Origin of the sequence: Hyalangium gracile (assembly GCF_020103725.1) — a bacterium.
Taxonomy (GTDB): domain Bacteria; phylum Myxococcota; class Myxococcia; order Myxococcales; family Myxococcaceae; genus Hyalangium; species Hyalangium gracile.
This window is the reverse complement of sequence record NZ_JAHXBG010000001.1, coordinates 196,701-222,455: the sequence shown is the minus strand read 5'-3', so window position 1 is coordinate 222,455 and position 25,755 is coordinate 196,701. Positions and strand designations below refer to the sequence as shown.

The following is a 25,755-nucleotide window of genomic DNA, read 5'->3' as shown; positions in this document are numbered from 1 at the left end:
TTGATCTACTGAAGTCGGGCCGCCAACCATCGGGAGACGCGCTTGGCATCGGAGGCGCGGCCCTGACGGCTCCAGAACTCCCGGGCCTGGGTGGCCAGCTCCACGGCGCGTGACTTCTCTTTGCCGCCCTCCCACAGCGCCTGGGCCAGCGGGAACTGGACCCGCGCGCGCTTCGCCACGGTCGCAACCGCCAGCGCCCGCTCCAGCCACGTCTGGGCCTCGGCGGGGTTGCCCTCGGCGAGCGAGAGCAGGCCCATCCCCAGCAGCGGGCCCAGACGCTCCGGATGGTTTGACGGCAAGACCTGGTCTTGCAGCGCCATGGCGCGCGTGTATTGCGCTCGCGCCTCGGCGGAGCGGCCGAGGCCCCGCAGCGCATCCCCCACGGTGCTCAGCGAGACGGCGACGTCCGGGTGCTTCGGGCCCAGCGCCTTCAGCCGCACGGACAGGGAGCGCTCACCCAACTGCCGGGCTTCCTCATATCTGCCCATGGCCACCAGCAGGCTCCCGAGGTTCTCGAGCATCGAGGCGGCGCGCGGGTGTTCGGCTCCGAGCCCCTTCTCTCGCAGCCGCAGCGCCCGGGAGTACATGCGATGCGACTCCTCGTACCTTCCCAGCTCCTTGAGGGCGAGCCCCAGGTGGGCGAGTGAGAACGCCAGGCTCGGGTGCTCGGAGCCCAATACCTTCTCGCGCAGGGCCAGCCCACGCGCGATGGTGGCTCGCGCTTCCTCGTGCCGGCCCAGCTCTCCGAGGACGAGCCCCATGTTGTTGAGCGAGGGGACCACATCCGGATGCTCGGGGCCCAGGGCCTTCTCCCGGATTCCCAGAGCACGCACGAGGATGGCGTGCGCCTCTTCCACGCGGCCCAGGCTCAGGAGGGCGAGTCCCAGGATGTCGAGCGAAGCGGCGGTGTCCGGATGCTCGGCGCCGAGCACCTTCTCCCGGATCGCCACCGAGCGCGCGGCGGCGGCGCGCACCTCCTCGTAGTGGCCCAGGTCTCCGAGGACCATCGCCAGGACGTTCAGCGAGCCGGCCACCCTCGGGTGCTCGGGGCCCAGCTCCTTCTCGCGGATGGCCAGCGAGCGCGCGAAGGCGGCGCGCGCCTCCTCATACAGGCCCAGGTCTCGCAGGTCGGCACCCAGGTTGTTGAGCGCAGAGGCCACGCCCGGGTGCTCGGGGCCCAGCACCTTCTCCCGGATGGCCAGCACGTGCTCGGACAGCTGGCGTGCCTTGGCGTACTGGCCTTGCCGCGAGAGCACGGTGCCCAGGCTGTTGAAGGAGTCGGCCACCTCTGGGTGGTCGGGGCCCAGCACCTGCTGTCGGAGGGCCAGCGCGGCCTCGTACTCCCGAAGGGCGTCCTCATACCTCCCCAGCTTGTACAGCACGCCACCGAGGCTGGTGAGCGCGGAGGCGCGGATCCGGTCGTCATCCGCCAGCTCCACGAGCTGCTCCAGCGTGGGCCGCAGCGACAGCGCCTCCTGGAGGCGCCCCATGCGGTACACCACCGAGACGCGCGCGCTCCAGGTGCGGGCCAGTGTCGCCATGTCCTTGCCTCTGGCCGCCGCGGTCATGGCCTGATGCAGCCGCTCCTCCGCGCCCTTGTAGTCGCCCGCCTCGCTGCGCAGCTCGGCAGACAGCAGCAGGGTGCGCGCGAGCAACGGCGCATATCCCACGGGCTCCACCTGAGGCACGAGCTCATCCGCGCGCGCCGCGCCCCGCTGGAACTTGCCGGCCGCCAGCAGCACCTCCAGTCGGTCCACCTCCTCCTGCAGCGCCTCGACCTTCGCGCGCACCGAGGGCTCCTCGGGCGGAGGCACCGCGGCCGCCAGGGCCTTGGCGTCGGCGCAGTACTCCAGCGGCGGCAGGGCCTGCACCGTCTGCACCGCCTTGCTCACCAGCTCCGCATCCGGCGCCTGGGACAGCAGCTCCGTGAGCGCATGCAGCTGGCTGCGCCGCCGCTCCAGGCACGTCTCCTGGCGCAGCAACAAGCTCTCGGCTCGCGCCTCGCCCTCGTGCGTCACGCCCAGGCACACCTCGGTGCGCTGCTTCACCCACTCGCCGGCGTAGGCCTCCAGCCCCTTCACCACCCGCTCCGCCGTCTCCGGCGCGTACGGCAGCCCGGTGGCCACCAGCGCTTGCCTCACCTGCTGCTTCACGGCCTCGTCCCAGATACCGGCCAGCCGCTGCCGCAGCCCCTCGCACCGCTGCTGCTGGCCCGCCCACCCCCACACCGCCAGCACCCCCAGCACCAGCATCACGCTCGTCACGCCCCCCCGCCTCATCCGCTCGCGGTGCTTCACCTCCGGGTCCGCCGCCAGCGCCCTCAACAGCTCCGGCATCGAGGAGGGGCGCTGCGCCGGCTCGGTCCGCAGGCCTCGCAGTACCGTGCGCGCCACCCACGTCGGGACAGGTGCTCCCTCGGGAGGACGCACCTTTCCGGTCCGCTGCGCCTCGCGCAGCTCCGCCACCGTGGTCCCCTCATATGGAAGCCTTCCATACAGCGCCTCGTAGAGCGCCACGCAGAAGGCATACAGGTCGCTGCGCGCGTCCCCCCGGTGCCCCTGGAACTGCTCCTCCGCCATGTACGCGGGCGTCCCCATCCACCGGTCGCCTCGGAGCGTCAGCGGCGCCGTCGCCCCCGAGCCCGCCGCCAGGGATGGCAGCCCTGGCTCCAGACTGCCGTTGTCCCCTGGGCCTGGGCCCAGCCGGGCCAGCCCGAAGTCTGTCACGCGGGCTCGCCCATCCGCTCCCACCAGCACGTTGTCTGGCTTGAAGTCATGGTGGATGAGCCCCGCCGCGTGGGCCGCCGCCAGCCCTTTCCCCGCGGCGCGGTACTGGGCGAGGACTTCCTTCCAGCTGCGGCCCTGCTGCCACTGGCGCAGCGTCTGTCCCTCGACGTGCTCCATGGCGATGAAGAGCGTGCCGTCCTCCAGCCGGCCCGCGTCGTACACCCCCACCACGTTCGGGTGGCTCAGCCGAGCCATCGCCTGCGCCTCGCGCAGGAAGCGGCCCTGCTCCTCGTCGGCGCGCGAGCTCACTCCGCTCCAGGCGCGTAGCAGCTTGAGCGCCACACGCCTGTCCAGCCGCGCGTCGTACACCGACAGCACGACGCCCATGGAGCCCTGGCCCAATTGCCGCAGCACCGTGTAGCGGCCGAGCATCGTCTGCCCGGGCTCGGGCAGGGTGGGTGGCAGGACTTCCTCCGGCGGCGTCGTATACGGCAGCGTGCCTGGAACCGCCTCTCCGCGTCCTGGGCAGAAGTCCGTGCCGCCACCGGCGGCCACTACTTCGGAACTGAAGGAGCCTCGGAGTGCCTTCTCCGGCCGCTCGGCTTCGCTCATGGACTTCTCCCGACTGCGAGCCGCCGCCACAGGCCCCGCTGACGACGCGGGGGGATACTAGCGGATCCATGAATCGAGGCCGAGCCGCCCGGCAGCCGCCATCCCGCTTGTCTGCTTCGAGACGGAGAGGCTCGGGCTACGCCTTCTTCGCCCAGGGGATGTATTGCGGTGGATAGAGGCGCACCTCTCCGGGCTGGGAGAAGCACTGGTTCCACTGTCCGGCGAGCTTGCCCGCCATCTTCACCGTCGTCTGCACGCCGATGTCCTGGAGGACGGCGGACTTCTCCTTGGAGGGCTTCGCCGTCGTCACCTTCGAGAGGCTCGTCCTTCCACCTTCACCATCCTCGAAGAAGCCATCGCTGAGGAAGATGTAGCCGCCCGTCGAGGCCACGGTGTTCATCGCGACGAGCCCCTGGACTCCGCACGCGGTGACGACCTGCAGCTGGGGTTGCCAGTCACCCTTGGCGGTGGGCGAGAGCTGGAGGCGCCCGCCCAGGTGGTCGGCGCAGATCTCGATGCCAAAGCGCACGCCCGCCATGTCGAAGATGCCGCGGCCATCGAAACCCCACTTCTGAAGCTCCGCCCCGTCGCCGCGGTTGGTCGCGTTGAGGAACTGATCGGCGGTCTTCACTCCGACGGCGTTGTCGAAGGTCAGCGCCCCCACGGGGCTGGCGTGGGTGAGCTGCGAGAGCTGGAGGAGATCTCCCTCGAGCAGGTTCTCCTTGACGATGGCGCGGGTGCCCTCGACACCCGCGCCGCCCTGGTGGACCAGCGCGACGTTGAGGATCTCCGTGCCCCCGGACTCGTTGTCGAAGGTCGCCATGACGGTGCCGAAGACGAAGATCCAGTGCTTCCATTCGCTGTCGCTCGCCCAGGCGCGCAGGCCCGTGAGCACGGTCTGGTAGGTGTCCAGATCGTAGGCGCCCTTGTGGCCACGAAAGAAGAACTCCGGGGCCACGAAGACCTTCAGGCAGTAGCTGCTGCTGTCCGCGCGGAGCCGGGCCGCTCTGGCCGCGGCCTCCATCACCGCGCAGCGCGTGGTCACATCCGTCGTGGGGTTCGTCAGCGCCAGATACCTTCCCGTGCCGTAGCCGGGCTTCGTATCCAGGGAGTACGCGATGAACTGTACGTTCCGATACCAGAACATGGGTGCTCCTTGACCAGGGACTGGCTCGACAGTCTACCGCGCGGGCCAGCGCGCGGGGGCCTTGCGACAGCCTGGCCCTGGCCCGTCCCAGGCGAGCTCGAAGTGGATGTCTGAAGTCCGCGGATCTCTGACGCCAGAGAGGTAGCATGGGCCGCGACGACGCCGCGCTGGAGCCTGGAACGATCATGATTGCCATGACCCTCTCCGCCCTGGAGGCATTCCCCTCGCAGCTGGAGGAGTTCTACCGCGCGTTCCCGCGCGAGCTGACGCGCTGGGCCCCCGATTCGTGGGAGGGGTGCCCCAGCGAGAACCTGACGGCGCTGGAGCAGCTCTGCCACGTGCGCGACATCGAAGTCGACGGCTACCACGTGCGCTTCCGCCGGCTGTTGAAGGAGACCGAGCCGGTGCTGGCCTCGCTGGACACCTATGCGCTGGTGAAGGAGCGCAACTATGCCGCCGCGGAGCCCTCGGCCGTCCTGGCCGCGTTCCGCGAGGCTCGCCGAGCGACGATGGAGCTGCTCCGGCCGTTGAGCGACGCGCAGCTGGCTCGGGTCGGCTCGTTCGAGGGCTACGGCCCGGTGACGGTGCGCGGGTTGATCCACTACCTCTGCAGCCACGACCAGCAGCACCTGGCGGGCCTGCAGTGGCTCATGGGCAAGGCGGAAGCGGCACGCGCCCGCCCGGCGTGACGACGGGTCGTCTTCCAACCGCGTGTCAGCCCGTGCTCGGTGAGCAACGGCGCGGCTTCGAGCCGCCAGGAAGGTGAGCGCACATATGTCCAGCACCAACACTCCTCTGGGACTCGGCTCCGAGTACCACCCGTTCGAGTCTCCCCAGCACGAGGATCCTCACCCGTTCCTGGCACGCTCGCGGCGAGAGGAGCCGGTGTTCTTCAGCGAGGGTCCGGATCAGTAGACGCCGATCAGGTGGATCCGCACCCGGGGATTGCCGAGATACTCCTCGAACCGCCAGCGGCTGCGGATGCCCTCGTCGCGGATTCCCACTCCCGCGTCAGGCGCTTCGCCAGTCCTGGCGAGGGCCTTGCTCAGCCGGGAGACCGCCCAGGCATCGAAGGTCGGATCGCCCGAGCTCTCGATCACCTTGAGCTCGCGGAGCTTGCCGTCGGGCTCCTGCCAGACCTCGACCACCGCCGCGAGCGCGAGCACGGGAGCGGTGACATCCACCATGTACATGTTCGTCGCGCGCCCCGCCTCGACCGCCGCCTGCAGCCGGTTCCGCTGCTCGAGGCGATGCTCACGCTTCTCGGGGGCGACCACGGGGCTCCCCGTCTTGCCGAAGCGCTGGACGGCCTCGACCTGCTGACGCTTCATCTTCTCGCCGAACTGCTCCATGTTCAGCGGCGGGGGATCCACCAGCTCCTGGGCGATGGTGACCTGCAGATGGCGGAAGTACGGAGTGGTCGCGCCCCGGCTCGCCCGTGCCTCCGCGAGCGTGTCCGAGACCCACCCCTCCACCCGCGCCTTCGCCTCCTCCGCCTGGTACTCCGCCACGGCCCGCGGATCCGGTGCCTCTCCTGGCAGGTTGCGAATGGTTCGTCCTCGGGATGGCGGCTCCTCGACTGGCACTCCGCCCGGGAAGTTCCTGGGCAGCAGTGTCAGCGGGGGCGCGGCGCGTGGGACATCTTCGGCCCTGAGGCTATCGCTCCGGGGCCTTGCAGGCTCCTCGGGGGCCTGCGCCGCCGCGCTGGCCGGTGGAGCGCTCTCGGGGACGGCCACCTCCTCACGCGGTTGGGCATGGGGTGGCGGCGGCATCTGACGCTGTGCCCTGCGCGAGGGCTGGGCGCTCATGCGAGCGGGCGGCTGCACTGCGGGTTCGGGGACAGGCGGGGCGATCGGCTCGGCAGGTGGATGGACGAGCTCCACCTCCACGGCGCCCGGCGACGCTGCCCTCAGCACAGGAGCCGCGGGCTGCACCCGCAGCAGCAGGCCGAAGACCACGGCGTGCAGGAGCACGGAGGCCAGCAGCGTGAAGGTGAGCCGGGAGCGTCTCGACACGGTGGCAAGCATGCCTCGACAAGCCCTGAAAGATGAAGCGCAACGAGGCCTGAGTTCCTGAATCCAGACAGCGAGGTGGGGAGCGGCGGGAGCGGTGGGTGCTGCTCGAGGACGTGGGGCTCACCTGGCAAGGTCCCCTATGCGAGCCTGCATCCAGCCTGGACGCTCCCGCGTTCATCCTGGAAGCGGGACCTGGGCTTCTCTCTCGATGAAACGTGCGGGTTCCGCAGGTCGGCATGCGGATTCCGCGCGAAACAGGAACCAGAGGCCCGTTTGCGCGGCGTCATGACGTGACGGCCCCAGCGGCACACCCCTTGCTCTGAGGGAGGGCATCCCGGCTCCGAGAGGAGCGGGAGGCTTCCACCCCATCCCCAGAAGAGGTGCGTCATGCAGCAGAGCACAGCGAGGAAGAGCAGCGTCCCCATGCCCAGCACGGCCAGCGCGCGTCTCCGGGCCACCGCTTTCTTCTTCGCGCTCCTCTGCCTGCTGCCTGCGAGCGCCTGGGCAGTGGATGCTTGGATTCCGGACCACGGGCACGCTTCCTTCTTCCGCAATAACAGCACCTCGGACTTCACGATCCAGGCGATCAGCCAGATCGCTTCGACCTCGGGGTGCACCACCTCGGGCACGGACTACCACTACACGAGTGGCACGGCGAACGTGGCGGTGAGTGCGGGTGACATGGTGGAGGTGCTCAACGTCGATGACACGGCCAACTGCCTGAAGAGCGGTGACAAGTGGCGCTTCATGCTGGCGAGGAACGGATGCGCGACCACCCACGAGATCCAGATCAGTGGAGATGGAAGCCTCTCCGCGAACGGTGGCGCGTTCAGCTCCACGGGCGTCGACAAGCTCCTGAGCTTCTGCGGTGTGCCGGTCGTCGTGAACCTCTTTGGCCGCGACAGCTACAAGGAGTCAGGCGTCTACGTCACGATTGGCACGAACTCCTTCTCGGAGCGAGGCCCCACGCGTGACGCGAGCAACATCCACACACTCACGGTGACGAGCTACAACACGTTCCTCGGCACCGGGAGCAAGCCGGAGCGCTGTGACCGCAGCGAGAGCCTGGCCACGGTGCTCGAGCAGCTCGACACGGACGTGCTGGTCCTCCAGGAGATGAACCTGCGCGAAGCGGACTGCTTCGACGGCCTGGAGCTCGCCGCGTATCTGTGGACGGGAAACAGGACCTCGACCGGTGACGACCACATTGAGAACGACAGCTACGCGAACTCCAAGAGCGGCACCGGCAGCAGCCCGAACGGAGACAGCAAGTACGCAGGCGCCAACGGCGCGTTCCCGTACATCAGCCAGTTCGTCAGTGGAATCGCGGTCAACGGAAACGAGGAAGAGACAGGAGGGGTGGTGATCTTGAGCAAGTACCCCCTGACCATGATCGAGAACCGGACCTACGCAGAGCGGAACAGCGATGAGGAGAAGGGTTTCATCGCCGTCAAGGTCACCAAGAGCTCTGGCGGGGCCTCGCAGGACTACTACCTCGTGGCGACGCACACCTCATCCAACATCTCCGTGTGCAAGGAGCAGTTGGCGGAGATGGCGAGCTATCTGAACACCACCTCGGAGATTCCGGATGGGGCCCGCGTCATTCTTGCAGGGGACCTGAACTCGAACGGGAAGACGGGGGAGTTCACGGGGCTGGGCGTGAACGTTCAGTACACCGGCACCTTCCCGCTCGAGAGCTACGGACATCAAACGGGGACGCAGTACTACCCCTACAGCCGCGACTCACGGCTCGACTTCTATCATAACAACGGCAGCATGGAGACGATCGACTGGGTGCAGCCGATGAGCGCTCCCACGACGGGCCACGACTACGCGGATCCCGCCTCCTTCAGTTGGTATGTGTTCCCGATTCGTGACACCGGGTTCAAGTTCGCGGACCTGTCCGATCACTTCGCCGTCACGGGACAGTTCACCTACTGATCCCCGGTGGAAACGTGGTCCCGGGAGATACGGAGTGGAAGCGAGGGGCGCACGCCATTCTGGAGAGTCGGGGGTTCATCCCTTGAGAGGGAGTTCCCGGAGAAGGAGGTCTTGTTGCTCCAGGTGCCTCGCGGCCTCCGCAAAGCGCTCGGTGCACAGGATCACCGTCGGAAAATCCACCAGCCGGAACAGGTCCGTATGGGCCGGCAGCGTCGCGACATCCAGAGCGAGGCTGTCCGGACGCCGGAAGGGGATCCGGCCGCACATCGCGCAGGTGGAGGGCGCATCGGTTGGGAGGCATTCCGGATGAAGCCGGCCGTGCGGGTGGATCTCCAACTCCAGCAGCTCTGGCGGGTGCTTCTTCCGGAAACGCAACCGGGTGGGACAACCCTTCAATCCTTGGACGCCTTCTCTCTGGAGCGCGGCCAGAGTCTCCGCGCGCAGGTAGAGCGTCCAGGGGTTTTGGAGGAAGAACTGCCCGAAGCTACCGCTGGCCGTCCCCGTCAAGGGACCGAACTTGGTGCCTGGCTCCAACGGCGTACCTGGAGGCACCAGGGGACGCACCAACTCGCGAAGGCGCGCGAACTCCTCAAAGGGTTCGGGCCTGGGCTCCTCGTACTCGTGGTGATTCGGCAGCCCCGATAGATCCACACTGGGGTAGGCTTCGACACCAGCGCTCCATGTCACACCGCAGGTAGGGCACCGGACACCGGGGAGCCCCCATGGGTATGTGGCATGGAGATCTCCCGTATGTCCTGACGTCTCGTCCTCCCGGATCCAATAGAACCTCTTCATGCTTCCGCCCTCGTTTTGTCTCAGAGGCGCCGCTTGTAGTAGGGGACGACGGGGCCGATCAGCTCGAAGCGATGGATCAGCTCTCCCGCATGCCAGTAGATCTCCGGCGGACTCGCATGAGGGTTGGCATCCTTGAATTGCCTCCATGCTGCGTTCCAGAGTCCACCTCTGGGGCCACCGCTGTGGATACGGTGGTGCACGTGCTCCGGAATCACCAGGGAGAAGCCGTGAATGTCCACCCCTCGCTCTCTGAACCATGAGGCCAGATCGGATGCTCGCGGAAAGATGTGGTGGCGGACATAGCGGCCAGGAGGGAGCTGCGCGAGCGGCGGCTTGGGGGCCTGTGAAGGGTGGAGGCGGAAGGTGAGGATGGGGTTCGCATTGCGGCGCAGCCAGGAACGGCTCCACCAGCGGTGAGGCCGCCCACCCGGCGCGGCCGGTGGTGCAAAGAAACCGCCCCCGCCACGCGTGAGTTGCAGGCCACCCGGCTCCAGATCGAGGTCGCGGCAATAGAAGAAGCCACAGTCACTCTCCGAGCACAGCAGGACGACGGAGGTGTCTCGCTCACAGCCCTCCTCGAAGGAGGACACCGACTCCTCTGACGGCTCTTCGTCATGACGTGGCGCCGGGCCTGTGGCGCAGGCAGAGAGGAGTGTGCACAGCAGCAGCCAGAATGCGTGGAGCCTCATGTTCCCCTTCTTCCGGGAGCCCACCCGCAGGGGCGCCGACGCTATATTGCTCATGCCGGGAGGGGAAGGTTCGCCACCTGCTCATCTCCGGGCATCATGGGGACGGAGGCGGCGGGAATCGAACCCGCAGACAGGGCCCCCGTGGAGGCCTATACCCAGTGAGCCACTTCGATCTCGAAGCGCTTGGCTTTCAGCTTCAGCAAGAGTCGGTAGATACGCGGGTCGTTTCTCAGCGTCGCGGCTAGCGGAAGCCCCCGCAGCCTTGACTCGCAGCACCTCGCTTGCATGAAAGGACGTGGCCATGCGTTTCCGAACTTGCTGCACACTCCTGCTCCTGCTCTCGGCCTGCGCCACGACGGATCCGAGCTTCGGGGAAGAGGAGGACCCGAGTCCGAGATTCGCCAACCTTCAGCGAGCAGCGCAGTACCCCTGGACGGACGACGGGCATTGCGTGGTGCGCGAAGCTTCTAACGAATGGCTGTTCCTGGCGGAGAGATGCTTTCACGCGCTCGAGCACGACAGGGTCAGATTTCGTGATGTCACAGGGAAATGCGCTGTCGCCTCTGCGCCTGCGGCTGCGGCTGCCGTGCCCATGAGCGTAGCGCTCTGCATCTTTGCGTCGCCGGCAGTCGTAACTGGAGCAGTGATTGTTATTGGGACCGTGGTGGTGGCAGTTGCCATCAAAGAGGGGTTGGATGCATACGAGCGGAGGGCATCCCGTGAGCGCGCGAGGCCCGAGGCATCCAATAAGCAGGAGCCCTCGGCGAGTCGAAAGCCCAACCCCAAGAACCAACCCGCCCCCAAGAGAAGCCCGGAGCCGTTCATTCCGCCCAACCCCACCCCGGAGGAATACGAGAAGTGGCGCGAGCGCTGTACAGAGCACTACGTCAGGTGTACGGACTATTTCGCGGGGATGAAGGAGCCCCGTGTATACGGGGAGAGCCTGTGCCAATCTTGTTCGCGCATCTGTAGGCGCACGGGCCAATGGCCAGCAGAGTTCAACGGGCATCCTTGCCCCGGGGGGTGAGTGTGCGGAGCACGCGTGCAGATTGGTGGCAGAGCGTAGCGAAGCGGCGCGATGATCTCTCAATCAAGCTGATGAAGGCCAAGGTGCCTTACGCGGAGCACAAGCGCGCGGTGCTCGAGCAGGCGGAAGGACTGATGCGGGAGGCGAAGAGTCCCGCTGAACGCCGCCACATCCAGCGGATTACCCTGCAAGAGCTCATCACGGAGGCATACGCGAGTAGGGCTGGCTGGGACGAATTCGGCGCACTCTTGCGCCGGATTCAACGGCTCGGCTACGCGGACATGACCCACCGGATTCATGTGGCGTGCCTCTTCGTCCAATCATTGCCCCGTTTCCCAGAGCGAGCCCGGCAGGCGTTCGCCATGCTTGAGGAAGTCGAGGGGATGCTCAAGCGCATCCGCAAGAGTCACTACCTACGTAGAGAAGGGTTGCAGGGCATAGCCCACGCGCGCGCGGTAGCGGCAGCAGCAGGCATCACACCGCCGAACTAGAGCGTGCTCGACGCCACGGGCCCAGCGGCCAGTGTCCGACGCGCGAGGGCTCGACGGGCCCAGCAGGCGAGCCTGGACGCACGCACACTCCAGTGGGGCCAGCAAGCGAGCCTCGACCATGTCTGCTGCCGTTGAGCGGCCCCACCACGCTGAGCCCGCTTGGTGTCCGTGCGTATCGCGCGCGGAATAAAATTGCTGGGCTTCTCGGGATGGAGGCGGCGGGAATCGAACCCGCGTCCTCGCCTACTCCGGCTTCTCGTGTCCGTGCAGCCCGTGCTTCTTGAGCAGCTTGCGCACGTAGATGCGGGCGATGCCCGACTCGCGCGCCGCCCGCGAGATGTTGCCCTCGCAGCGCTCCAGCAGGTTCTTCAAATAGTCGCGCTCGAAGCCCTCGATGAGGCGCTCCTTGGCTTCCTTGAAGGGCAGATCCAGCTCGGGCCCGGGCGGAAGTGGCACGGGCGTCCCCGTGGGCGACATCTCCGGCAGCGCCTGCTCTCCCAGGTTCACCACCCGCTGCACCACGTTGCGCAGCTCGCGCACGTTGCCGGGCCACGGGTACTGCGTCAGCAGCGCCCGCGTCTGCTCCGACAGCGCGCTCGGCGGCTTGCTCATCCGCTCCAGCATCGTGTCCACCAGCAGCGGGATGTCCTCGGGCCGCTCGCGCAGCGGCGGCAGTGTCACGTGCAGCACCGCCAACCGGTGGAACAGGTCCTCCCGGAACCGTCCCTCCTTCACGGCGGCCTCCAGGTCCCGGTGCGTGGCCGCCACCACCCGCACGTTCACCGTGCGGTAGTCGTTGGCTCCCACCCGCTTCACCTGCCGCCGCTCGAGCACTCGCAGCAGGCGCGGCTGGAGCTCCAGCGGGAGATCGCCCACCTCGTCCAGGAAGACGGTGCCTCCGTCCGCCCGCTCGAAGGCTCCGGCCCGGTCGGCCTGGGCTCCCGTGAACGCTCCCTTCACGTGGCCGAACAGCTCGGACTCCACCAGCGAGGGAGCAATCCCCGCCAGGTCCACGATGCTGAACGGCCCCTTGTTCCGGGGGCTCGCCGTGTGGATGCCCTCCGCGCACAGCTCCTTGCCCGTGCCCGTCTCTCCTTGGATGAGCACGTCCGCATCCCCCGCGGCCAGCCGCTGCAGCAGGGTGAAGACCTCGCGCATCCTCCGGCTGCCCCCCACCAGCCCGCCGAACCGCGTGTCCGAGGAGAGCGGGATGACGATCTCCCGCGAGTCCTCCGGGACGATCTTCAGCTCGGTGTCGCCGAGCCGCAGGATGGCGCCCAGCCGCACCTCCAGCTCGGTGAAGCGCATGCGCTCGCAGAACGAGCCGTTGCGAGAGCCCAGGTCCCTCGCCAGCACCCGATCCTCGCGGACCTCCAGCGACAGGTGCTGCCGAGACACCTTCCGGTCCTTCAGGACGATGTCACACGCCGGATCCGTCCCCAGCCGGTAGCTCTGGAGCTGGAGCGAGACGCTGCGGCCCGCGTCGCTCCCCGACAGGAAGACGAGCTTTCTTCGGAGCGTGGGCTGATGGACCTCCGGATCCGGAGTCGTGCTGACCAGCGATGCCAGGCGCGTGTCCTCCGGATCCGGAACCACAGGTGGAACGGGAAGGTATCACTCCAGGTCAAGCCGAGAGAACACCCTCCACTCCAGCGAGAAAGACTCACGTCCACTGGATTCAGGGACGGCTCATCCCAGGTCACCAGGCGGCACGACGACGATCGAACCATTGCCCGGCAGGTTCGTGACCTGCCCGAGGGTCGACCGGTTCATGGTCGTTCCGTCGCCGAGCTGGCCATACGAGTTGTGGCCGCAGGCTCGGACGAGGGCGTCCTTGCTCAGCGCCATCGTGTAGTAGGCGCCCACGGAGAGATCCACGACGGAGCTGAAGAGCGTCTGCGTCGGCGTGGTGCGCTGGACGGTCGTCCCATCGCCCAGCTGGCCGTATCCATTGGAGCCCCAGGCCCACACGGTTCCATCCCGCTTCAAGGCCGTCGTGAAGGAGCTGCCCGCGGCGAGCGCGATGACATTGCTCAGTCCGGAGACCTGCACGGGAGACAGGCGGTTGGCGGTCGTCCCATCGCCGAGCTGGCCAGTGCTGTTGTAGCCCAGGGCCAGGACCGTGCCGCTCGCCGTCAGCGCCATCGTGTGGTAGCTGCCCGCGGCGACCGAGACGATATTGCTGAGCCCGGAGAGCTGCACGGGCGACGGGCGATTGACGGTCGTCCCGTTGCCCAGCTGCCCGTAGTAGCCGTAGCCCCAGCCCCACACGGTGCCGTCCGCCTTCAGCGCCACCGTGTGGTAGTCGCCGGTGGCGATGGAGACGACGTTGCTCAAGCCGGGGACCTGCACCGGCAGGGAGCGCGAGGTGAGCGTCCCATCACCGAGCTGACCGTACGCATTGAAGCCCCAGGCCCACACGGTGCCGTCCGCCTTCAGCGCCACCGAGTGGTGGCCGCCCGCGGCGACCGAGACGACGCCGTCCAGCCCCGGCACGCTCTGCGGTGAGAGTCCGTTGTTGGCCGTCCCGTCGCCCAGCTGGCCGTAGTAGTTGTAGCCCCAGGAGGACACGGTGCCGTCCGCCTTCAGCGCCAGCGAGTGGTAGGTGCCCGAGGCCACGTCGATGACGCCGCTCACGCCCGCCACCTGCGCGGGCGTGGAGCTGTTGGTGGTCGTCCCGTTGCCGAGCCCGCCCAGGCCGTTGTAGCCCCACGTCCACATCGCTCCGCCCTTCCCCACCGCCACCGAGTGCCCATAGCCACCCGCCGTCGTGATGATGCCGGTGAGCATGACGGCCGAGGGAGAGAGGCGCTGCGTCGAGGTCCCATCTCCCAGCTGGCCGTAGAAGTTGTAGCCCCAGGCATACAGGGTGTGAGGGCTCGTCACGATGATCGGGCGCTTCTGGGCCATCGAGTGGCTGCCTCCAGCGCCGATCATCTTGACGCCGGTCATCCCTGGCACCTGCATCGGCGCGGTGCTGTTCGTCATGTTCCCGATGCCCAGCTGCCCGTTGATGTTGTAGCCCCAGGAGTACAAGGTGCCATCCTGCCGTTTGGCCAGGGAGTGGAAACCACCGGTCGCGAGCTCGACGACCTGGGTGAGGTTCATCGCCTGCACCGGGAAGGTGCTGTGGGTGGTGGTGCCATTTCCCAGCTCGCCGTTGCTGTTGCTGCCCCAACCCCACACGGTGCCATCCCTCTTCAGGATGACCGTGTGGTAGTAGCCCGCGGTGACAGCGCGGGCTTCGCTGATGCCCGTCACCTGCACGGGCGCCAGTCGCTGAAGGGTGGTTCCGTCGCCCAGCTGCCCGCTGGAGTTGTTTCCCCAGCTCCAGACGCTCCCGTCCTTCTTCACCGCCACCGTGTGGTGGTAGCCCGCGGCGATGCCGGAGACACCCGTGAGGCTCGGTATCTGCACGGGCATCGGACGGTTCGTGGTGGTCCCATCCCCGAGCTGGCCGTACGTATTGGAGCCCCAGGCCCACACGGTTCCATCCGCCTTCAGCGCCACCGTTCGAGTGGAGAACGTCGTCACCGCGACGACGTCGGTGAGGCCGGGCACCTGCCTGGGCACCGCGCGCAGGTGGCTGGTGCCATCCCCGAGCTGGCCTTGCGCATTGGAGCCCCAGGTCCACACGCTCCCATCCGCCGTCACCGCCGCCGAGTGCCAGTCCCCAGCGGACACGGAGATGACGGAGCTCAAGCCCCTCACGCGCACCGGTGCATTGCGCTGGGTCCGCTCGCCATTGCCGAGCTGACCGTAGTGGTTGTAGCCCGAGCCCCACACGGTGCCGTCGGCCTTCACCTCCAGCGAGTGGTAGCCGCCCAGGCTCAGGCTGGGGCAGAACTGGACGACGTTGCGGAACAGCGTCGTGGGCAGGTTGTCGCAGGTGGCGTCGACGCCATTGCTGTCGAGGATTCTCGGGTAGGCCTTCACCTCGAAGCTGTGCAACCCGCAGCTGATGCCGGCCTGGCTGAAGAACCACTCACCCGACGGTCCCGGGCGATCCTCGGTCATGTACAGCGTGCCGTCGACGAAGTACTTGATGCGCGCGCCGTTGGCGCCGTTGATGGCCGTCCAGGTTCCCGCTCCGGCCAGCTCCCCCTCGTAGGAGCTCACCCCGTCCAGCGTGAGCTCGCCGATGGCTACCCCCGAGCACTGCGCCGACTCCTGGGTCGCCAGCGTCTGCTCCGGGAGGAAGCCTCCCTCGTCGGGAGGAGCGCCACACGCCGCCAGCAGCACCGTGGCCAGGGCCGACAACACCTTCGAAATCCTCAGTTTTCTCTCGAGCATGATGGTCCTCTTCGCGGCCTCAGTACTGGCCCTTCAGCGTGGTGGTGTAGGTGGAGTAGGCGCGGAGCTGGACGAACCAGGTCCCCGGGGCCGGGTTGGGCAGGGTGCACGTCTCGTAGTTGCCCTTGCGCAGGGGCCGGCACTGGTAGGCGTACGTCTCGGGCAGCTGGCCGTAGCGGACGTAGAGGTCCGCGTCTCCCGTGCCCCCGGAGATGTTGAAGACCACCGAGGCTCGGCCGGCGGGGACCTCCAGCTTGAAGTTCTTCTGGCCGCCGGTGTCGTCCGACACGGTGGTGGCCACGCCGTTGACGAGGGGCGTGGCCCGGGGGCGCTTGTACAGCAGCAGGTTGGGGGAGCCCGGCTCGAAGGGGTCCAACTGCACCTGTCCCACGCTCGCATCGGCGATCAGGCGAGCAGGCACATCGGCGGGGGCGATGCCCTGGGACAGAAGGATGGCCGCCACGCCGCTCACGTGAGGCGTGGCGAACGAGGTCCCGTCGCGCATCGTCGTGGCCGTGTCACCGGCGATGCCCGCCGAGACGATGTTCGCGCCGGGAGCCCACAGGTCCAGGCACGGTCCGAAGTTGGAGCCAATGAAGCCGTTGCTCCAGCGCGCATGCGCCTGGTCGATCGCGCCCACCGTGAGGATGCGCTCCCGCGAGGGGTGGCTCTCATCCTGCTGGAGGCCGGCCGGCGAGCAGAAGCAGGCGTTGGTTCCACTGTTGCCCGCCGCCACCACCACCACGAGCCCGGGATTGGACACCAGGGCGTCCATGGCCGCATCGAGCAGGGGAACCACCGACCCGGCGGTGAAGCTCAGGTTGACCACGGCCGGTGTGGCGGCGTTGGTCTTCACCCACTCCATGGCCTTCACGATCTCCTCGAGCGACGCCTCACCAAACTGGTTGAACGCCTTCACCGACTTCAGGAGGACCTTCTTGGCGACGCCCGAGTTCTTGCCTCCAATGATCGCCGCGACGGCGGTGCCATGTCCGGTGAAGTCATCTCCGGGCTCGTTGGCGATGCTGTTGAACGCCATCTGGACGCGCCCCTCGAACTCCGCGTGGGTAGCCCGGATGCCGGTGTCGATGACGTAGACGTGGACGCCCGCCGCGTCCTCGGCCGCGTAGCTGTTGCTCAGCGGCAGCATCTCCTGATCGAGCCGGTCCAGGTTCCAGGGCGCCGGCGTCTGGAGGCCCGCCACCTGGATGATGCCGTTCTCCTGGACGTGGTCCACCTGAGGATCCTCGGCCAGCGCCCGAGCCTGCTCCTCGCTGGCGGAGACGAGGAAGCCTCGGAAGGCGATCTCGTGGGTGTTGAGGACTCGCACGCCATACGGCCTGGCCACCTCGCTGGCCCGCGCCGCGATGCTCATCAGCCCCCGCGCGGGCTTCTCCTTGAGGACGACGAGGTACTCGCCCCTCACGGGCCTCGAGGCCCGCAGCAGCTTGCCCTGCTCCGGCGGCCGGGGGGGGCGCGGCGAGCGCTCCCATCGAGACCAGGATGAGACACGCGGTGATCCACCTGCTCCAGCGCTTCATGCTTCGCATCGGTTCTCCTCTTTCAATCCTTTGGGTGGCGTGGCGGCTCAGGGCGTGGGGGCCCGACGCGCCTGGGCTTGAAGGCTCAGCTCCTGCTCCTTCACGAGCCGGCGCTGGTTGCGTGCGGCGATGTGCTGAATCAGCTTCTCGAGCGAGGTTCCCTTCGCGGTCTCGACGAGGGCGCGGGCTCGCTCGGGCTCCTGGTCCGCGAAGAGCTCGTAGAGCTCCATCCGGGTCGCGGCCATGGAGCGCCGGGTGTGCAGCGACAGCCCCGGCTGGAAGGAGTCCTCCAGGAGGAGGCCTTCGACGGTGGCCAGCAGCTGCTCGCGGGCGGGGTTCTGCCTCCAGGCCAGCGCCTCGCGCAGGAAGTCGATCCGCATCAGGCGCTCGATGCTGGACTCCAGCGACGGCTCGGTCTCCGTCGGAGAGGCCAGCGTCCGGCGCAGCTGCTCGTACATCCGCGTGTCGGCGAGCAGCGCCTCGTAGTCCTTGCGTGCATGGGAATCGAGCAGGACGTGCTCGCGGAAGTAGTCGAAGCGCGCCAGCTCCGGCGCCGCCTTGAAGATCCGCGCCTTCAGCAGGTCGGTCGTGGTGGTGAACGGGCCGTGCGCTCCTTCCTCGCCCGGGACTTCCTCGGGCGCCGCGAGCAGGGCGGGAGGGGAGGGCGGGAGGGGCCGCCGCGGCGTCGTGTCGCGAGCCGGGGCCGGCGCGGGGAGTGCCACCTTCAGCGGGGCCGTTGGCGCGGGAGCGCCGTCTTCCGAGCCGTCCTGTGCCGCGACGATGAACGCCAGCGTCACGAGCCCCACGATGACGAACAGAGATCGGGTGATCTTCATGGGCTTTCGCGTGGGCTAGGGGAGGACGTCGTCTGGCACGGACTGGTAGAGGAGGATGCGGTTGAGGTAGCGGGCCTCGTCGTTCTGGAACCGCACGGAGCCCACCAGGTAGCCCTGCGCCACGAGGATGTTGGACACCAGGTCCGTCGACACCGGCGCGATGTTGTAGACCTTGCCGAAGTAAGTGGTCCGCTGGATGTCCACGATGGGATCCAGCGTGCCGTCCGCCTTGACCAGCGCGTCGCCCACCTCGAGGGTCTGCGCCTGCACGATGCGGCCCTCGCCGTTGATGACGGGGTGCTCCAGGGTGACGCTCAGCTTGCCGCCCGACTGGGTGGTGATGATGCAGAGCTTCTGCTCCGCGTCGCGCAGCTCTCGCGTGTAGCTGTAGGTGCTGTTGCGCTGCAGGCGCAGGTTGTCGAGCGTGGAGTCCGGCGTCAGCGTGATGAGGTCCTCACGCAGCGACCGCACCGCCTCGAGGATGGGGACCTCTCCGCTGGAGAAGAGGATCTTCTGCTCGGGGGTGTAGCAGGCCGCCTCGCAGTAGCCGTTCACATGGAAGGCCGTGAAGGCCGGCTGGGTGCTCTCCTTGTCGAAGTAGAGCATGCAGTCCGCCAGCGTCCTGTGAGGGAAGAGCTGGATGTTGTCCTGGGCGGTGATGTCCGACGAGGTGCTGAAGGTGGGGTAGAGCTGGCGCCCCTTCCTGCGCCACGAGTCCCGCGACCACTTGAAGTACCCGTCGGCATCCACCGCCTGGTAGGTGGGCCCCGACAGGTAGAGGGCCAGGACCGTGGAGGCGTTCACCTTGAAGAGATAGTCAGGGCCCGTGAACGCCCCCTCGCCCTCGGGGTTCCTCTCGGGATCCGACTCCAGGTAGTCCTTCAGCGTCCCACCACTCGCGGAGCTCGTGCCCGTGTCGAAGAAGGCGGTCGGATCTCCGACGTTCTGGATCGTCCCGCACTTGCGAGCCCACTCGACCCGCGCCGCCGCCTCCGCGTTCGTACTCAGACTGTCGACCGTGCAGCGAGCCGTGAGGATGGGCTGCGCCTGCGCCTGCATCGGCGACAGGGCGGCCCACACCATCAGGCCAAGGGCACTCCAGAACCTGGGGAACATTCAGACGTCCTCGCTTGTGCGTGCCGCGCCATGCGGCACGGGAATTGGTGGGTGCTTCGCGCGGCCTCAGGGAGCGGAGCCGCCCGTCGCGGGCGGGTTGACGAAGCTCGCGGCTGCCTTCCGGAGATCCGGGTTCGGATCGTTCTGGCTGGCCCAGGCCAGCAGGGGCAGGGCCTCCGGCAGCGCCGCTCGCTGCTCCCCGAGCAGGTGGATCACGTCCACCCGGACACCGTCGGTGGGATCCAGGCGCAGCGCCTGCGCCAGCGCGGGGAGCAGGGGCGCCAGGGGCCGGAAGCTGCTGGCGAAGACGGCGACCCGGCGGACCTCGGGGGCGGGATCCCGGAGCATGGACTCGGCCAGGAGCTGGTCGGCGCGAGGATCCGGGATGACGCGCAGCGCCTCGATGGCGGCCTGGCGGAGCAGCGGATCCCCGGACCGGAGCGCCTCCTCGAGGACGCTCAGCGCGTCCGGCGAGCGGGTGTTGCCCAGGCTCCGCAGCGCCAGGGCCTGCTGCTCGGAGCTTGCGGCGGAGCTGTACTCGTTGTGGAGCTCGTGCATGAGGGCCTCCGCGCCCTTCGCGTCCGTGTCGGAGAGCTGGAAGGCGGCGTTGCCGAGCGCCAGCTTCGCCGTGTCCCGGAGCATCCCGTCCGCCTCGCGCGTCGCGCCACGCAGGGCCTCCAGGCCCTCGGAGGTGGGGTCCTTCGCCACGCCCAGCGCGGCCACCGAGTCCATGCGGATGTCGGTGGAGATGGACGCGTCGCCGGTCACCTCCGCCAGGGCCTGGACGGCCTCGCGGGTGCTGGCTGCGGAGAGCGCGCCGAGCATGGGGCTGGCCGCGAGCGGATCCATGCCTTCGCGGATGACGCCGGGGACCTTGAGGGCCTCCGAGGGGCGGAGCATGAAGAGCGCCCGGAGCTGCTCCAGTGCCTGGGTGCGCGCGTCGTCTCGGGCCTTGGGGTCCTCCGGCAGCGAGCGCAGCTCCTGGACCAGGGTGTCGAAGTCCTTGCCCTGCAGCACCTGGCGGTGCTGGTCCATCGGGTCCTGCTCGACGCCCTGGAAGCTGGCCATGGAGGCGGAGCTCAGCGAGGCCCGGCGCGCCGCGAAGGTGCCGATGAGCGTCGGGTCCGGGCGGTGCTCCAGCAACTTCATGCTCAGGGAGGACTCATACGTGGTGGGGGGCATCGTCTGGCCCGCCTCCACCTCCACGCGCTCCTGTCCCTCGAGCCAGCGAGGCCAGAGGTCGCGCTCCAGCTCGAAGGTGCTCACGGCGTTCACGGAGATGTGGATCTGTCCGTTGAGGGGCTCGAGCCCCTGCGGGGAGGCCACGTGGGAGTAGGACTCCTTGCGCTTCTGGAAGCGGTCGCCGGCCAGGCGCTGATACACGGCGTGGTAGCGGCCCGTGTTGTCGTACTCCTCGGCGCTCCAGTTGGCGCGCGGCGCTCCGGTCAGCACGAACTGCGAGCTCGCCACGACGCTCCGGAGGATGCTGCGCACGAGCGTGTCCGTCCCCTGCTCGAAGTGCGTGAACGTCGCCAGCCCCGTCTTGTCGGTCGTGAGGAAGAAGGGCAGCTGAAGGGCCGCGGCCAGGCCGCGCTGGACTTCGGGGGACAGGGGACCGCCGTCGCCAATGTCCACCGACAGCGAGGAGAGCTTCAGGTTCACCCGGGCATCGACGCGCTCGGCGTCGGCGGAGACGACGCCCACGTTCCACTCACCCCGGAGGTTGAACCGCATCGACGGCAGCGCCTGCGCGCCGGGCTGGATGGGGCGGAAGGTGACCTTCTGGTCGGCGCTCAGGGAGTACCGGTAGAGCGAGCCCGGGCGCCACGCGCGCGTCCCCGAGGAGGACTGGGAGGCCATGGCCTGGGTGGGCGCCGACGCGCTTCCGGCCGAAGGAGCGCCGGCCTGGGGAGCCGGCGAAGCCTGGGAGGGAGCCTCCGAGGGAGCCGGGGCTGCCACCATCCACAGGCCCAGGAGACCGGCGGTGAAGAGGGGGAGCGTCACCCCGAGGAGGACGCGTGCGCGCTGACCCGCCAGGAGCTGTCCTGGTGTCCACGCTCGTCCCGTGACAGTGGATGGCTTGCCGACCGCGTTACCCGACTTGCGCATGGGGGTGCTCCGAGTCAGCGGCTCTCGCCGCTTCAGTTCTGGTGGGGAGGGGGGCGCCGCCTCCTCGGCCGATCGCTCGACCGAGGAGTCAGCACCCGGTGCGTCCCGCCCTGGCGCTGGCCGGTGCCTCGGGGGCCCGGCCGGCGCGGGGCGGAGTCCAACGGGCTAGCAGCCCAGGCTCGTGATGGTGCCGCTGGAGTTGAGCAGGTTCACGTACCGGGAGATGCCGGGCCAGCTCGCGATGGTGACGTTCCAGGTCTTCTTGAAGAAGAGGAAGTTCACCCTCACGAAGGCATTCAGCGAGCCGTAGAGCGCGCTCAGGTTGAGGTCGGCCTTGAGCGACCAGGTCGGCGAGCAGAGGTTCCAGCCGAGGCTGGCCGCCGCCTGCGCCGTGGCGTTGATCAGGCTCAGCGAGCCGGACACGCCGAAGGCGGCGATGGCGACGTTCACCGCGGCGGAGGCCACCACGTTGGCCACGCCGCCCGCGTACGAGGTGACCGCGGCGAGCGCCGGGTTCACCTGGCCGGACACGCCCATCTTCACGGCGCCCGTCAGCAGCGCCTTCACGGTGAGCGGCACGGGGCCGACCATGAACGACTTGGAGACGGAGAAGAACGTGCGGCTCCAGTTGATGGGCGCCGGCGCGAAGGAGCCCGCGAGGTTGGCGCTCCAGATCTGCGAGCCCATGGCGTACAGCGCGGCGGTGCCGCTGTTGCAGCCGGACTGCTGCCCGCAGACGTAGGCGCGGCCGCGGACCAGCTCGCGCTCGAAGGAGAAGGCCGTGCCGTAGATGCGGCCCTCGGCGAGCGCCTCCTGCTTCCTGGCCTGGGTGGTGTTCGCAGGCGTCGCGGTGACGGAGGTGTTGATGTTGTAGCCCGCGCCGAACAGGGAGTTGCCGAACTTCTCCGTGCGCTGGTAGTAGACGCTGCGAGGCAGCGAGCTCTTCCCGATGAGGCTGCCGGCCGAGGTCTGCGTCGGAGGCGTCTCGGAGGGCGGCGGCACGGTCGGCGTGGTCGCCTCCGGGATGATGGCCTGCAGCTGGTTCACGTTTCGCAGGCCATCGTTGATGTCGAACATCACGGGCGCGCCGAGCAGCTGCGCCTCGCTGTTGACGACGGCGTCCTGCTCGGGCGGCGTATAGGTGCCGTTCTCGACGAACGGGAGCACCTGCGTCTCCCAGGGGATCTTGTTGTTCAGCTGCGTGTTGGACGGGTAGATGGTGTACGGGTACTTCACGCTGTCGACGACGTAGGGCGTCGTGTCCTGGAAGTCCTGCGCGGACGCCAGGGTGGAGAAGGTGAGCGCGACGAGCGCGAACGCACGCGATACGGCTTTCATCATGGGGAGCCTCTCAGTCAGTGGAACGGCTCGCGGCCCTTGTGCACGGCGCGCGCCAGCCACGAGAGGCTGTCCGACCTTGATGGACTTCCCGTGATTCCGTGGGGTTGCCGCTCTCCACGGGATGCGGGAGTCTGGAAACAGTCGTTATCAGTGATAACTGGGGTGCCGAGGCGCGGGCCCGTGGGCTGATAACAGCCGTTATCAGGGCCCCACCTCCGGCCAGGCACCAGCCCGCGCTACTGCTGGTTGACCGCCATCGGAGCGCGCCGGGGCGCGGGGCGCATCAGCACCCGCTCGATGAGCTCGACGATGACGACGTCTGGCTTCTCCTGCTCGACGAGCGCGTAGTCGAAGTCCGTCGTCCAGACGTAGACGCCCCGGCCGAACAGCTCCGCCAGCCTGGGCAGCAGGGCGTTGGCGAAGGAGTCCCGGAAGATGACGGCGCGGCCGATGGGCGCCCCGGGGCGCTCGGAGGCCTGGCGCGGCTCGTACTCCATGTCCTTCAGCGTGATGCCAGCCTGGGTGCCATTGAGGAAGCGCGCCAGGCGCGGCTCGTTGGAGGAGATGCTCACCACCTCCTCCTCGAGCTCCTCATGCAGCCCGAGGAAGCGCGCCAGGTCTCCTCCACTGCCTCGCGTCGTGGAGAGCTGCAGGCTCTCGACGGGAGGCGGCACGCTGACGCCGGGGAACCGCTTCGCCAGCCGGCCGGCGATCTCCCGGAACGCCACATAGGCCCCGAGATCATTCCAGTGCGTGTCGGTGCGGAAGTAGAGGGGCACGCCCAGCTTGCGCGCGTCCGCCAGCGCCGGCCGGATGTCGAGCAGCTCGATGTTCTTGTCCTCGGCCAGGCTCGCGTACAGCTGCTCGAGCCGGGACTGCGGCCCCACCCGCGTCATCCACCGCGGGACGTACTCGGGATAGACGGTGGGCTTGTTGGGCGCCACGACGAGGATCAGCGGAATGCCGCGCGCGGAGAGGAAGGCCCCCCAGTCCTGGATGACGGCACGCCAGGCCGCGAGCTCCTCGGTCGTGAAGGGCGCCGTCGCCCGGAAGTCCTCGACGCCCCGCTCGTCGGCGTAGAAGAGCCAGCCCTCGCGGCCCACGACGGTCTTCGGCGAGCTGGACACCCCCAGCAGCCGCACCTTGAGCAGGGCGTTCCAGCGGATGAGCTCCCGGCGGAACTCGAAACGGTCGCGGAACCAGGCCTTGAAGCCGGTGGGCCACTGCGCCGCCGCCTCGAGCGAGCCGGGCGTGGCGGGGAACGGCGCCAGGGCCTCTCCCGTCTTCGTCGTCTCCGCCCCGGACTTCAGCACCAGGCCGAGGCCAGGCGCCGAGATGGCCAGGACGAACGCGAGGACGCGCAGGACCGCCAGGAAGCGGGGCTCACGCGTGGACTCAGGAACGGTCTCGGACATGGGGGCGGTGACCTAGAAGCGGAAGTAGATGAAGGGGTTGTAGGTGTCGGAGGCGATCTGCGTGCAGGACGCCAGCAGGATGGCCACCAGGGCGGCGTTGGAGCCGACGGCCATCGCCACCCCCGTCAGGCCCTGCGCCAGTCCCCGAGCCTTCGCGCGGAGCTGCTCCAGCCGGGTGCTGAACCAGCTCCACACGGGACCCGAGCCGAGCACGCCGGCGATGAGCGCGACGATGACGGCATCATCCAGGTAGCGCGCCACGGTGTGCTCGACGCCGCCCGCGGCTCCCAGCCCCACCATGGCGCGCAGGAACACGCCGGCCTGCGCGAGCGAGTCGGCCCGGAACAGCACCCAGCCGACCATGACGAGCAGCAGGGTGTAGACGTGGCGCAGCGGGCGCGGCACCCGCTCGAGCTTCTCCAGCAGCCCCAGCCGCTCGATGACGAGCATGGCCCCATGGAAGGCGCCCCAGGCCAGGAAGGTCCAGTTCGCTCCGTGCCACAGGCCGCACAGGAGGAAGACGATGACCAGGTTGGCGTAGGTGCGCAGCGGCGAGCCCCGGTTGCCGCCCAGCGGGATGTAGAGGTAGTCGCGGAACCAGCGCGACAGGGAGATGTGCCAGCGCCGCCAGAACTCGGTGATGGAGGTGGAGATGTAGGGGAAGTTGAAGTTCTCCAGGAAGTGGAACCCGAACATGCGCGCCAGGCCGATGGCCATGTCCGAGTAGCCGGAGAAGTCGAAGTAGATCTGCAGCGTGTAGCAGACCACCCCCAGCCACGCGAGGCCGGTGGACAGCTGGTCCGCCGGGAGCGCGAAGATGCGATCGGCCACGAGCGCCACCGTGTTGGCGATCAGCATCTTCTTGCCCATGCCGAGGATGAAGCGACGCACGCCCTCGGAGAAGTCGGTCCACCGGATGGTGCGGCGCACCAGCTCCTGGGCGATGTCGTGGTAGCGGACGATGGGGCCCGCGATGAGCTGCGGGAAGAGCAGGATGTAGAGCAGCAGATCCATCGGGTTGCGTCGGACCTGGGCCACCCCGCGATAGACGTCGATCTTGTAGGAGATCTTGTGGAAGGTGAAGAAGCTGATCCCCAGCGGCAGGGGGATCTGCGGCACGGGCAGCTGCCCTGCGTCCACCGCGGCCAGCAGGCCGTTGAGGCTCTCCGTGAAGAGCGTGGCGTACTTGAACACCACCAGCAGGGCGAGATCCGTGGCGATGCCCAGGGCCAGCAGCGGCTTGCGCCAGCGACTGCCCTGCAGGGCCTCGAGCCCTATGGCGACCACGTAGTTCAGCGCGGTGGAAGCCAGCAGCCACGGGAGGAACGCCCACTCGCCGATGGCGTAGAACAACAGGCTGGCCAGGGTGATGATGACGTTGCTGGCCCTGGATGGCGACAGGAAGTAGAGCGCCAGGAGGACTGGCAGGAACAGGAAGAGGAACGCCGGTTCTGTGAAGAGCATGGGGACAGCGAGCACCGCGGGGAGCGACCAGCCAAGCCGCTGATGCCCGCGCAACATAGAGGAAAGCCCTCCGCCTTGACCACAGGGGAGAGCGGCCGCTGCCCTTCTCTCGCGCCTGCTCCGCCGCCCGGAAGGCCTGCGAGCTTGCCGAGAGCGAGCGTGCAGGCGTTCCCGACGGCGACGGGGCTCGAAGCCTC

18 protein-coding genes are annotated in these 25,755 nt (G+C 68.3%); 4 read left to right on the top strand and 14 right to left on the bottom strand.

Translation table 11 applies throughout. The features are described 5' to 3' along the window. Positions 1–5 precede the first annotated feature (5 nt). Positions 6–3,338, bottom strand: coding sequence for a tetratricopeptide repeat protein (locus KY572_RS46925; protein ID WP_263451268.1), 3,333 nt, complete (start codon positions 3,336–3,338; stop codon positions 6–8). A gap of 136 nt (positions 3,339–3,474) precedes the next feature. Then, positions 3,475–4,485 (bottom strand): hypothetical protein, encoded by a 1,011-nt coding sequence (locus tag KY572_RS00990; RefSeq protein WP_224240232.1) that lies wholly within the window; start codon positions 4,483–4,485, stop codon positions 3,475–3,477. Positions 4,486–4,631: 146 nt separating this feature from the next. Between KY572_RS00990 and KY572_RS00985 the strand changes: the two genes are divergently transcribed. Then, positions 4,632–5,174, top strand: coding sequence for a DinB family protein (locus tag KY572_RS00985; protein WP_224240231.1), 543 nt, complete (start codon positions 4,632–4,634; stop codon positions 5,172–5,174). A gap of 85 nt (positions 5,175–5,259) precedes the next feature. Continuing rightward, on the top strand, positions 5,260–5,400 hold the full coding sequence (locus tag KY572_RS00980; protein WP_224240230.1) for a cytochrome P450: 141 nt from the start codon (positions 5,260–5,262) through the stop codon (positions 5,398–5,400). On the opposite strand, the gene KY572_RS00975 is transcribed toward KY572_RS00980, so the two are convergent. After that, positions 5,394–6,500: a ferrichrome ABC transporter substrate-binding protein gene (locus KY572_RS00975; protein WP_224240229.1), complete on the bottom strand. Its 1,107-nt coding sequence runs from the start codon at positions 6,498–6,500 to the stop codon at positions 5,394–5,396. The two genes, KY572_RS00980 and KY572_RS00975, sit on opposite strands and share 7 nt — an antisense overlap. Before the next feature lie 387 nt (positions 6,501–6,887). Between KY572_RS00975 and KY572_RS00970 the strand changes: the two genes are divergently transcribed. After that, entirely contained in the window at positions 6,888–8,441 is a 1,554-nt protein-coding gene (locus KY572_RS00970) for an endonuclease/exonuclease/phosphatase family protein (RefSeq protein ID WP_224240228.1), read from the top strand. 75 nt (positions 8,442–8,516) lie between these two features. On the opposite strand, the gene sitI6 is transcribed toward KY572_RS00970, so the two are convergent. Continuing rightward, complete coding sequence (gene sitI6 / locus KY572_RS00965; protein ID WP_224240227.1) at positions 8,517–9,236, bottom strand: SitI6 family double-CXXCG motif immunity protein; 720 nt, start codon at positions 9,234–9,236, stop codon at positions 8,517–8,519. Positions 9,237–9,256: 20 nt separating this feature from the next. Then, positions 9,257–9,925, bottom strand: a complete 669-nt coding sequence (gene sitA6 / locus KY572_RS00960; protein ID WP_224240226.1) for a SitA6 family polymorphic toxin lipoprotein — start codon at positions 9,923–9,925, stop codon at positions 9,257–9,259. 1,098 nt (positions 9,926–11,023) lie between these two features. On the opposite strand from sitA6, the gene KY572_RS00955 reads away from it, so the two are divergent. After that, complete coding sequence (locus KY572_RS00955) at positions 11,024–11,443, top strand: hypothetical protein (protein ID WP_224240225.1); 420 nt, start codon at positions 11,024–11,026, stop codon at positions 11,441–11,443. Positions 11,444–11,686: 243 nt separating this feature from the next. Here the strand turns inward: KY572_RS00955 and KY572_RS00950 are convergent, their stop codons facing one another. From KY572_RS00950 to KY572_RS00910, 9 genes are all read right to left on the bottom strand, one after another. Further along, complete coding sequence (locus KY572_RS00950; protein WP_407659861.1) at positions 11,687–13,039, bottom strand: sigma 54-interacting transcriptional regulator; 1,353 nt, start codon at positions 13,037–13,039, stop codon at positions 11,687–11,689. Between the two features lie 93 nt (positions 13,040–13,132). Beyond that, complete coding sequence (locus KY572_RS00945) at positions 13,133–15,736, bottom strand: RCC1 domain-containing protein (RefSeq protein WP_224240224.1); 2,604 nt, start codon at positions 15,734–15,736, stop codon at positions 13,133–13,135. Between the two features lie 19 nt (positions 15,737–15,755). Beyond that, positions 15,756–17,162, bottom strand: a complete 1,407-nt coding sequence (locus KY572_RS00940) for a S8 family peptidase (RefSeq protein WP_224240223.1) — start codon at positions 17,160–17,162, stop codon at positions 15,756–15,758. Between the two features lie 162 nt (positions 17,163–17,324). Continuing rightward, positions 17,325–18,113 carry a hypothetical protein gene (locus tag KY572_RS00935; RefSeq protein WP_224240222.1) on the bottom strand — a complete coding sequence of 263 codons (789 nt, stop codon included), beginning with the start codon at positions 18,111–18,113 and terminating at the stop codon, positions 17,325–17,327. 15 nt (positions 18,114–18,128) lie between these two features. Next, positions 18,129–19,196 carry a Hint domain-containing protein gene (locus tag KY572_RS00930; protein WP_224240221.1) on the bottom strand — a complete coding sequence of 356 codons (1,068 nt, stop codon included), beginning with the start codon at positions 19,194–19,196 and terminating at the stop codon, positions 18,129–18,131. Positions 19,197–19,295: 99 nt separating this feature from the next. Further along, entirely contained in the window at positions 19,296–21,338 is a 2,043-nt protein-coding gene (locus KY572_RS00925; RefSeq protein ID WP_224240220.1) for a HEAT repeat domain-containing protein, read from the bottom strand. A gap of 165 nt (positions 21,339–21,503) precedes the next feature. Continuing rightward, positions 21,504–22,679, bottom strand: a complete 1,176-nt coding sequence (locus tag KY572_RS00920) for a hypothetical protein (RefSeq protein ID WP_224240219.1) — start codon at positions 22,677–22,679, stop codon at positions 21,504–21,506. Between the two features lie 236 nt (positions 22,680–22,915). Next, the gene (locus KY572_RS00915) at positions 22,916–24,094 is read right to left on the bottom strand and encodes an alginate O-acetyltransferase AlgX-related protein (protein WP_224240218.1); all 1,179 of its coding nucleotides are present in this window, start codon (positions 24,092–24,094) and stop codon (positions 22,916–22,918) included. Positions 24,095–24,106: 12 nt separating this feature from the next. After that, positions 24,107–25,558 carry an MBOAT family O-acyltransferase gene (locus KY572_RS00910; RefSeq protein WP_224240217.1) on the bottom strand — a complete coding sequence of 484 codons (1,452 nt, stop codon included), beginning with the start codon at positions 25,556–25,558 and terminating at the stop codon, positions 24,107–24,109. Positions 25,559–25,755: the final 197 nt, after the last annotated feature.